Below are 11,121 nucleotides of genomic sequence, written 5' to 3' on the forward strand. Positions count from 1 at the left end.
AGTGTTATAGTAGCTGGAAGATACAAAAAAAGGGCTATAACAATTCGGGGTTGATGTCCAAAATGTTGTCCCTGATATAGGATTTTAGAAAACCAAGTGTAAAATGTTCGGAACCTATAAATTCCTCATTTTGAAGAAGTTTAACGATGTTCTTTTTCCTGAAAGCGGTGAGCATGGGAATGGAAATGGGGGCATAACTGTAATGCCAAGGTTCATATTTAAAACCTCTTCTTTTGGGTTCATTGGTATACACCAAGTAAAAACCAAAACTTTCTGAATTCTCGTCCAACCATTTTTTTAAACCTTCAAAAGGGCCTCCACTTTCAAATTTTTCAGGAACTAATACACCACCCTTGGTTTTTGGGTAGCCATCAATTATATCGATATCCGTGCCCCAATGATGTCGACTTGTTCCAGGTATTGTGGAGTATTCGATGATTTTGTCAATCGCATCCAACGGTGCCATTCCTTCATCTTCTGTATAGCGAAGATATTTTCTCTCCCATATACCTTCTTGTCGGTAGAAATCCCTATAACTTGAAACCATTTTAATGTCAAAACCAGCTTGATACGCTGCTTTTTTCATTTTTACAAAGGCATCATGGGCTTCTTCTCTTAGATTAATGTCTTTGCCGAATAATGGAATATCTTCTTTACCCATCAATTCAAGAATGGAATATTCGGTATTTCTTTGGCTAGCAGGAAGTGTAAAAGGAAAGGACAAAGCAGCAGTGGCCGCAGCCGTTCTTTTAACAAATGACCTTCTTTTCATAAGTGATTGACGAGTTTACGGCAAGTTAAGAAGTATTTTTAAGTCTTGCCCAAGCTCCGTAACAATATGCGCTATTGGGAATCTGAAATATAGAGGTACCCTTGAAATTTTTGTCGGGTATCGTTTACCGTTAGCACATAAAAATATACTCCTGCTGATAATCCAGAACTCCTGCTGATTACAGCATTTCGGTTAGAACGACCATTGAATTCGTTGGCATAGTTCAATTTAGAATACACCAATACACCGTAGCGGTTATATATGTTAAGAATATTATTGGGTACTGTTTCGATACCATCTATCAAAAGAAAATCGTTGACGCCATCTCCATTCGGGGTGAGAAAATAGTTATCAAGTTCCAAGACCGAAAAAGGTTCCAAGAGCTCGTCAGTTCCACCTAGAGTTATGATTTCGTAATCACTGGGCAAGAAGGTGTTCGATGTTATGCTCCCGTTGTTCATATTACCGTTCACTCCAGAGTTTCCTAAGCTTTCCCATTGACTGTTTTCCCTATTCCAGCCAACCACCAACAAATTATCGGTGCTTTCCGCAAAGAGCGAAGTATTGCTTTGGTCATCCCAAGTTAAGGTAACCACAGACGATTCACTTCCATCCAAACGCCAAAATTCGAAATTACTGATTTGAAGGTCATCAGTAGCGGTAATATCCGTATTGAAATTTCCAATGAAGGAAATAGGGGCGTTGGGGTCTTCAAAAAAATAGGCACAACGCGCCAAGCTGTTGATATCATTGGAAGTCAAGGTAAGATGCCGAATTCGAATCCCATCTCCAACGGGAAATGTAATCATTGATTTGTTGCTAGCCCCTACGTATCCATTTACATGGTTTTCATCACCCGTTCCCGTAAAGAAAGCGTCGTTGACAAAATTGAGATAATTGTCCAGTGTGGATTTGGAGGTTAAAACATTTCCTACAATAAAGTTGGCATTGTTGGTCACTCCGACCCAAGTATCTAGTTGCAAACCATTGTCTACAAAGATTTCTATATCATTGAAAACAGGATTTGAAGTACCCGAAACAGTCAATCGACCATCACTATAAAAACCAGTTAATCCTCTGTTGTTCACAAAGAATCCGTCATCAATGAGGTCCAAGTGAAACCCCACTGAGGCTTCGGAATGAAATTGTAAGAAACCAAAGTTGTGAAAGGCTTGTTGAGCCTTAGCGGAAAAACTGCAAACCAAGATTATGCAGATTGACGCAATTTGTGCTATGTTTTTTATCGTACTCATTTTTATCTAAACGCCTGATAAATAACAACAATACCATCAGCAAAACTATCTGTGTTTAAGGTGAAGCCATCTGAATTAAAACGAGTTACCGTTGCCGAAGTAACTCCTAGATTGTCTCCATTTTGATTTCCATATCTCAAACCTATACAATGGGAGTTGGACGCAAAACGAGAAATATCGTTAATGGAGTTTCCATGTCCACCAACATAAATCACCTGTTGCGTAATACTGCTGGCGTCATTTCGTGCAAATCCCGTCATGGAACCGAAGGAATTCGCAATTCCCCTCTCGTTATTACGCACGGCATTATCTGAATTCAAAATAAAGCTTTCCACGTTGGCATATGCGGCAAAAGTAACGTAGCTGGGTTCGAAGGGAACACCGTTTACATTCTGAATTCCAGTACCCGTTATTTGAAAAGTCCCCACATAACTATTGGAAATATTAGGTACTTCGACCCAACTGGTATTGCTGTAAAAGTGAATGCTACGCGTTGTCGTATTATAAACCAATGACCCTTCAATAGGATTTGAAATGGCATTCATTTCAGTAGTGGTAACATTATGGATGCCCACCAAATCACCTGCAGTGACTTGCCCCCTTAATAGAGGTGCTGAGAGTAATAAAAGGTAAAAAAGAATTTTTCTAAAGTTCATATCCTATAAGTCAAGTACGATAAACATAAATTCGGAGTTAAAACGATTTCTATCCGAGCCTCCATTATCATTATCTCCTACAATAACTTCAAAACTGGTTGAAGTCTGATTTCTATAAGAAATACCGGGGTCATCATTTCCGGCTCCATCACGACTGGGTTGAGAAAGCTGTATGATATAGTTGGCATCACTTACTAATCCCGCTGGAAGATTTACTCGATAGTAGCCATTACCTCCAAGTTTGGTCACTGTGACTCCTGTTGTGGCTCTGGTAACACTACCATTTGCAGCAATTTTTCCGAATGCCTTTATAGGACTCTCGTAGAATGCACCACCATTGGTGCCTACCGTTATACTGTTATTGGTTTCAGTACCCACTACATTAGCGGTTTGCGGACTTGCTTCTTCATTTGTATAGGTAATAACTCCAGTTGTGGTGTTTTGTGATAAGTTAGTCACAGTTTCATCTACAGAACCTCCACCATCACTTAAAGTAATGGTTGTACCGGCTTTGGATAAGGTTTGGGGTGGTCCAACAGGTCCCTGTGGTCCCTGCGGCCCTGCGGGTCCGGCTGGTCCTACCGCTCCGTCTGCTCCGTCGGCACCATCTGCACCGGGGTCACCCTGTGGTCCCTGTGGTCCCTGCGGCCCTGCGGGTCCGGCTGGTCCTACCGCTCCGTCTGCTCCGTCGGCACCATCTGCACCGGGGTCACCCTGTGGTCCCTGTGGTCCCTGCGGCCCTGCGGGTCCGGCTGGTCCTACCGCTCCGTCTGCTCCGTCGGCACCATCTGCACCGGGGTCACCCTGTGGTCCCTGTGGTCCCTGCGGCCCTGCGGGTCCGGCTGGTCCTACCGCTCCGTCTGCTCCGTCGGCACCATCTGCACCGGGGTCACCCTGTGGTCCCTGTGGTCCCTGCGGCCCTGCGGGTCCGGCTGGTCCTACCGCTCCGTCTGCTCCGTCGGCACCATCTGCACCGGGGTCACCCTGTGGTCCCTGTGGTCCCTGCGGCCCTGCGGGTCCGGCTGGTCCTACCGCTCCGTCTGCTCCGTCGGCACCATCTGCACCGGGGTCACCCTGTGGTCCCTGTGGTCCCTGCGGCCCTGCGGGTCCGGCTGGTCCTACCGCTCCGTCTGCTCCGTCGGCACCATCTGCACCGGGGTCACCCTGTGGTCCCTGTGGTCCCTGCGGCCCTGCGGGTCCGGCTGGTCCTACCGCTCCGTCTGCTCCGTCGGCACCATCTGCACCGGGGTCACCCTGTGGTCCCTGTGGTCCCTGCGGCCCTGCGGGTCCGGCTGGTCCTACCGCTCCGTCTGCTCCGTCGGCACCATCTGCACCGGGGTCACCCTGTGGTCCCTGTGGTCCCTGCGGCCCTGCGGGTCCGGCTGGTCCTACCGCTCCGTCTGCTCCGTCGGCACCATCTGCACCGGGGTCACCCTGTGGTCCCTGTGGTCCCTGCGGCCCTGCGGGTCCGGCTGGTCCTACCGCTCCGTCTGCTCCGTCGGCACCATCTGCACCGGGGTCACCCTGTGGTCCCTGTGGTCCCTGCGGCCCTGCGGGTCCGGCTGGTCCTACCGCTCCGTCTGCTCCGTCGGCACCATCTGCACCGGGGTCACCCTGTGGTCCCTGTGGTCCCTGCGGCCCTGCGGGTCCGGCTGGTCCTACCGCTCCGTCTGCTCCGTCGGCACCATCTGCACCGGGGTCACCCTGTGGTCCCTGTGGTCCCTGCGGCCCTGCGGGTCCGGCTGGTCCTACCGCTCCGTCTGCTCCGTCGGCACCATCTGCACCGGGGTCACCCTGTGGTCCCTGTGGTCCCTGCGGCCCTGCGGGTCCGGCTGGTCCTACCGCTCCGTCTGCTCCGTCGGCACCATCTGCACCGGGGTCACCCTGTGGTCCCTGTGGTCCCTGCGGCCCTGCGGGTCCGGCTGGTCCTACCGCTCCGTCTGCTCCGTCGGCACCATCTGCACCGGGGTCACCCTGTGGTCCCTGTGGTCCCTGCGGCCCTGCGGGTCCGGCTGGTCCTACCGCTCCGTCTGCTCCGTCGGCACCATCTGCACCGGGGTCACCCTGTGGTCCCTGTGGTCCCTGCGGCCCTGCGGGTCCGGCTGGTCCTACCGCTCCGTCTGCTCCGTCGGCACCATCTGCACCGGGGTCACCCTGTGGTCCCTGTGGTCCCTGCGGCCCTGCGGGTCCGGCTGGTCCTACCGCTCCGTCTGCTCCGTCGGCACCATCTGCACCGGGGTCACCCTGTGGTCCCTGTGGTCCCTGCGGCCCTGCGGGTCCGGCTGGTCCTACCGCTCCGTCTGCTCCGTCGGCACCATCTGCACCGGGGTCACCCTGTGGTCCCTGTGGTCCCTGCGGCCCTGCGGGTCCGGCTGGTCCTACCGCTCCGTCTGCTCCGTCGGCACCATCTGCACCGGGGTCACCCTGTGGTCCCTGTGGTCCCTGCGGCCCTGCGGGTCCGGCTGGTCCTACCGCTCCGTCTGCTCCGTCGGCACCATCTGCACCGGGGTCACCCTGTGGTCCCTGTGGTCCCTGCGGCCCTGCGGGTCCGGCTGGTCCTACCGCTCCGTCTGCTCCGTCGGCACCATCTGCACCGGGGTCACCCTGTGGTCCCTGTGGTCCCTGCGGCCCTGCGGGTCCGGCTGGTCCTACCGCTCCGTCTGCTCCGTCGGCACCATCTGCACCGGGGTCACCCTGTGGTCCCTGTGGTCCCTGCGGCCCTGCGGGTCCGGCTGGTCCTACCGCTCCGTCTGCTCCGTCGGCACCATCTGCACCGGGGTCACCCTGTGGTCCCTGTGGTCCCTGCGGCCCTGCGGGTCCGGCTGGTCCTACCGCTCCGTCTGCTCCGTCGGCACCATCTGCACCGGGGTCACCCTGTGGTCCCTGTGGTCCCTGCGGCCCTGCGGGTCCGGCTGGTCCTACCGCTCCGTCTGCTCCGTCGGCACCATCTGCACCGGGGTCACCCTGTGGTCCCTGTGGTCCCTGCGGCCCTGCGGGTCCGGCTGGTCCTACCGCTCCGTCTGCTCCGTCGGCACCATCTGCACCGGGGTCACCCTGTGGTCCCTGTGGTCCCTGCGGCCCTGCGGGTCCGGCTGGTCCTACCGCTCCGTCTGCTCCGTCGGCACCATCTGCACCGGGGTCACCCTGTGGTCCCTGTGGTCCCTGCGGCCCTGCGGGTCCGGCTGGTCCTACCGCTCCGTCTGCTCCGTCGGCACCATCTGCACCGGGGTCACCCTGTGGTCCCTGTGGTCCCTGCGGCCCTGCGGGTCCGGCTGGTCCTACCGCTCCGTCTGCTCCGTCGGCACCATCTGCACCGGGGTCACCCTGTGGTCCCTGTGGTCCCTGCGGCCCTGCGGGTCCGGCTGGTCCTACCGCTCCGTCTGCTCCGTCGGCACCATCTGCACCGGGGTCACCCTGTGGTCCCTGTGGTCCCTGCGGCCCTGCGGGTCCGGCTGGTCCTACCGCTCCGTCTGCTCCGTCGGCACCATCTGCACCGGGGTCACCCTGTGGTCCCTGTGGTCCCTGCGGCCCTGCGGGTCCGGCTGGTCCTACCGCTCCGTCTGCTCCGTCGGCACCATCTGCACCGGGGTCACCCTGTGGTCCCTGTGGTCCCTGCGGCCCTGCGGGTCCGGCTGGTCCTACCGCTCCGTCTGCTCCGTCGGCACCATCTGCACCGGGGTCACCCTGTGGTCCCTGTGGTCCCTGCGGCCCTGCGGGTCCGGCTGGTCCTACCGCTCCGTCTGCTCCGTCGGCACCATCTGCACCGGGGTCACCCTGTGGTCCCTGTGGTCCCTGCGGCCCTGCGGGTCCGGCTGGTCCTACCGCTCCGTCTGCTCCGTCGGCACCATCTGCACCGGGGTCACCCTGTGGTCCCTGTGGTCCCTGCGGCCCTGCGGGTCCGGCTGGTCCTACCGCTCCGTCTGCTCCGTCGGCACCATCTGCACCGGGGTCACCCTGTGGTCCCTGTGGTCCCTGCGGCCCTGCGGGTCCGGCTGGTCCTACCGCTCCGTCTGCTCCGTCGGCACCATCTGCACCGGGGTCACCCTGTGGTCCCTGTGGTCCCTGCGGCCCTGCGGGTCCGGCTGGTCCTACCGCTCCGTCTGCTCCGTCGGCACCATCTGCACCGGGGTCACCCTGTGGTCCCTGTGGTCCCTGCGGCCCTGCGGGTCCGGCTGGTCCTACCGCTCCGTCTGCTCCGTCGGCACCATCTGCACCGGGGTCACCCTGTGGTCCCTGTGGTCCCTGCGGCCCTGCGGGTCCGGCTGGTCCTACCGCTCCGTCTGCTCCGTCGGCACCATCTGCACCGGGGTCACCCTGTGGTCCCTGTGGTCCCTGCGGCCCTGCGGGTCCGGCTGGTCCTACCGCTCCGTCTGCTCCGTCGGCACCATCTGCACCGGGGTCACCCTGTGGTCCCTGTGGTCCCTGCGGCCCTGCGGGTCCGGCTGGTCCTACCGCTCCGTCTGCTCCGTCGGCACCATCTGCACCGGGGTCACCCTGTGGTCCCTGTGGTCCCTGCGGCCCTGCGGGTCCGGCTGGTCCTACCGCTCCGTCTGCTCCGTCGGCACCATCTGCACCGGGGTCACCCTGTGGTCCCTGTGGTCCCTGCGGCCCTGCGGGTCCGGCTGGTCCTACCGCTCCGTCTGCTCCGTCGGCACCATCTGCACCGGGGTCACCCTGTGGTCCCTGTGGTCCCTGCGGCCCTGCGGGTCCGGCTGGTCCTACCGCTCCGTCTGCTCCGTCGGCACCATCTGCACCGGGGTCACCCTGTGGTCCCTGTGGTCCCTGCGGCCCTGCGGGTCCGGCTGGTCCTACCGCTCCGTCTGCTCCGTCGGCACCATCTGCACCGGGGTCACCCTGTGGTCCCTGTGGTCCCTGCGGCCCTGCGGGTCCGGCTGGTCCTACCGCTCCGTCTGCTCCGTCGGCACCATCTGCACCGGGGTCACCCTGTGGTCCCTGTGGTCCCTGCGGCCCTGCGGGTCCGGCTGGTCCTACCGCTCCGTCTGCTCCGTCGGCACCATCTGCACCGGGGTCACCCTGTGGTCCCTGTGGTCCCTGCGGCCCTGCGGGTCCGGCTGGTCCTACCGCTCCGTCTGCTCCGTCGGCACCATCTGCACCGGGGTCACCCTGTGGTCCCTGTGGTCCCTGCGGCCCTGCGGGTCCGGCTGGTCCTACCGCTCCGTCTGCTCCGTCGGCACCATCTGCACCGGGGTCACCCTGTGGTCCCTGTGGTCCCTGCGGCCCTGCGGGTCCGGCTGGTCCTACCGCTCCGTCTGCTCCGTCGGCACCATCTGCACCGGGGTCACCCTGTGGTCCCTGTGGTCCCTGCGGCCCTGCGGGTCCGGCTGGTCCTACCGCTCCGTCTGCTCCGTCGGCACCATCTGCACCGGGGTCACCCTGTGGTCCCTGTGGTCCCTGCGGCCCTGCGGGTCCGGCTGGTCCTACCGCTCCGTCTGCTCCGTCGGCACCATCTGCACCGGGGTCACCCTGTGGTCCCTGTGGTCCCTGCGGCCCTGCGGGTCCGGCTGGTCCTACCGCTCCGTCTGCTCCGTCGGCACCATCTGCACCGGGGTCACCCTGTGGTCCCTGTGGTCCCTGCGGCCCTGCGGGTCCGGCTGGTCCTACCGCTCCGTCTGCTCCGTCGGCACCATCTGCACCGGGGTCACCCTGTGGTCCCTGTGGTCCCTGCGGCCCTGCGGGTCCGGCTGGTCCTACCGCTCCGTCTGCTCCGTCGGCACCATCTGCACCGGGGTCACCCTGTGGTCCCTGTGGTCCCTGCGGCCCTGCGGGTCCGGCTGGTCCTACCGCTCCGTCTGCTCCGTCGGCACCATCTGCACCGGGGTCACCCTGTGGTCCCTGTGGTCCCTGCGGCCCTGCGGGTCCGGCTGGTCCTACCGCTCCGTCTGCTCCGTCGGCACCATCTGCACCGGGGTCACCCTGTGGTCCCTGTGGTCCCTGCGGCCCTGCGGGTCCGGCTGGTCCTACCGCTCCGTCTGCTCCGTCGGCACCATCTGCACCGGGGTCACCCTGTGGTCCCTGTGGTCCCTGCGGCCCTGCGGGTCCGGCTGGTCCTACCGCTCCGTCTGCTCCGTCGGCACCATCTGCACCGGGGTCACCCTGTGGTCCCTGTGGTCCCTGCGGCCCTGCGGGTCCGGCTGGTCCTACCGCTCCGTCTGCTCCGTCGGCACCATCTGCACCGGGGTCACCCTGTGGTCCCTGTGGTCCCTGCGGCCCTGCGGGTCCGGCTGGTCCTACCGCTCCGTCTGCTCCGTCGGCACCATCTGCACCGGGGTCACCCTGTGGTCCCTGTGGTCCCTGCGGCCCTGCGGGTCCGGCTGGTCCTACCGCTCCGTCTGCTCCGTCGGCACCATCTGCACCGGGGTCACCCTGTGGTCCCTGTGGTCCCTGCGGCCCTGCGGGTCCGGCTGGTCCTACCGCTCCGTCTGCTCCGTCGGCACCATCTGCACCGGGGTCACCCTGTGGTCCCTGTGGTCCCTGCGGCCCTGCGGGTCCGGCTGGTCCTACCGCTCCGTCTGCTCCGTCGGCACCATCTGCACCGGGGTCACCCTGTGGTCCCTGTGGTCCCTGCGGCCCTGCGGGTCCGGCTGGTCCTACCGCTCCGTCTGCTCCGTCGGCACCATCTGCACCGGGGTCACCCTGTGGTCCCTGTGGTCCCTGCGGCCCTGCGGGTCCGGCTGGTCCTACCGCTCCGTCTGCTCCGTCGGCACCATCTGCACCGGGGGGTCCGGTTAAATCTGAAGATGTAAATATTATTGTTCCATTGTCTAATATGGAAAAGGTTCCATTTCCATTATCTACAAAAGTTAGATTGGATGAACCTGAACTATCACATAAGTTAATCCACTGACCACCATTGAAATAATGGACACAATCAGTGTCGGTATTGTAGATTACTGCACCGTTTAGGGGCGTAATACTCTGCATTTGTGCAGAATTGAGCCGAGTGAGCACCAATGCTTTATTGTTACTTTCAAGCTCTAGTATTGAGGAGGGGTTAATTACGTTTGGATTGTCACCGACTTTAACCTGCGAAAGAAGAAGCACAGGAAAGAGCAGGACAAGTAGAGACAGCCTTTTGTTCATAATTACGATAAGATTTGTGGCGAAACAAATTTAACGTAAAAATCGAGCTAAAGAATTAATAGGAAAAAGTATTGTTGTGTAGGCGGAAAATAGTGTGGTAAAAAGAAGCTGTATCTTCAATCATCTAGGAATTAACCAATTACATCGATATTTTAACAGGAAAAAACTTTCGAAATTATCGGTCCAAATACAAAAAACCCTGGTATTCGAGTTCCAAATCATCAAGGGTGATCAGATAATAATAAAAGCCCTCGGGTAGCCCAATATCTTGACTCAATACAAAACTTCCAGTATTTGAAACTCCTCGAAACTCATCCACATAATTGATTTGTTCAAATACTTTTTGTCCAAATCGATTAAAAATTCGCATGCTATTATTTGGAGATTCCGATAATTCTTCAATTATAAATGAATCATTGATGCCGTCTCCATTTGGGCTTAAAAAGTAATTACCCAATGTGGGATTATTTACGGCAAAAGTATCTGTGGGTAGGGGAATGGTTCCAAAAGTAATGGCAGCGAAATCACTTGGCACAAAGGTTTCGGAAGTTACAAAACCTTGGTTTAGGTCACCACTTTGCGCTGTACTTCCAATAATAATCCATTGGTTGGATTGTTTGCTCCATCCCACCACAATAATACCTTCCGGTTGTAGATTAGGTATGGAAACCAAGTTGCTTCTTGGGTTCCAACTTATCGTTACAGTGGCGGGGACATCACTTTGGACAATCCAAAACTCGCGATTGGAAACTGTGCCAATGCTTCTTACTTTCTCTTCTACATCAAAAGTTTCTGTGATGGAAGATGGATTCGAGGGGTTTTCAAAAAAATAGGCGCAGATTGCTAGTTCTGTATTTCCCTGTGAATTTAGCACTAAGGGGCGTAGTTGCTCTGTATCTCCCACGGGAAATGAGAAAAAGTCTCGATTGGTCATCGCTGCAAAACCGGTTACTTTGGAAGTATCGATTTCTCCTGTAAAAAACCCAGTGTTTCCGAAATTCAGGAAGATGGTTTGATCATTTAAAGGGGTCAACACATCTCCAATTATGAAATTCGTATTGTTGCGTATGTTTACGGAGTTCCTCAAAAGGACATTATCGGAAATGAGGAATTCCACGTCATTAAATGTAGGTGGAATACTCCCTCGCACCTGTAAAGGTGTATCTCCATAGAAGCCAACTAACCCTTGGTTGTTTTCAAAGGGGACATCGTTAATTAAATCTGCATGAAATCCAAGATTTCCATTGGGATGAATACGGATGTTACCACTGTTGTAGAGGGCGTTTTGGGCATTCAACAAGCAAGTTGATACAAACAATATGTATAACGATTTCTTCAT

At 57.6% G+C, this 11,121-nt stretch carries 5 protein-coding genes; all 5 read right to left on the reverse strand.

The annotated features are described in order from the left end of the window. Positions 1 to 34: 34 nt before the first annotated feature. Positions 35 to 772 (reverse strand): M15 family metallopeptidase, encoded by a 738-nt coding sequence (locus tag ACSLUF_RS04520; protein ID WP_435624942.1) that lies wholly within the window; start codon positions 770 to 772, stop codon positions 35 to 37. Positions 773 to 843: 71 nt separating this feature from the next. Then, the gene (locus ACSLUF_RS04525) at positions 844 to 2,025 is read right to left on the reverse strand and encodes a gliding motility-associated C-terminal domain-containing protein (RefSeq protein ID WP_435624943.1); all 1,182 of its coding nucleotides are present in this window, start codon (positions 2,023 to 2,025) and stop codon (positions 844 to 846) included. Positions 2,026 to 2,027: 2 nt separating this feature from the next. Then, on the reverse strand, positions 2,028 to 2,681 hold the full coding sequence (locus ACSLUF_RS04530; protein WP_435624944.1) for a hypothetical protein: 654 nt from the start codon (positions 2,679 to 2,681) through the stop codon (positions 2,028 to 2,030). 3 nt (positions 2,682 to 2,684) lie between these two features. Beyond that, entirely contained in the window at positions 2,685 to 9,782 is a 7,098-nt protein-coding gene (locus ACSLUF_RS04535) for a hypothetical protein (protein ID WP_435624945.1), read from the reverse strand. 175 nt (positions 9,783 to 9,957) lie between these two features. Continuing rightward, a complete protein-coding gene (locus ACSLUF_RS04540) occupies positions 9,958 to 11,121 on the reverse strand; it encodes a gliding motility-associated C-terminal domain-containing protein (RefSeq protein WP_435624946.1) in 1,164 nt (387 codons plus the stop codon).

The sequence above is a fragment of the Flagellimonas sp. genome (assembly GCF_965601775.1).
Taxonomy (GTDB): Bacteria; Bacteroidota; Bacteroidia; order Flavobacteriales; family Flavobacteriaceae; genus Flagellimonas.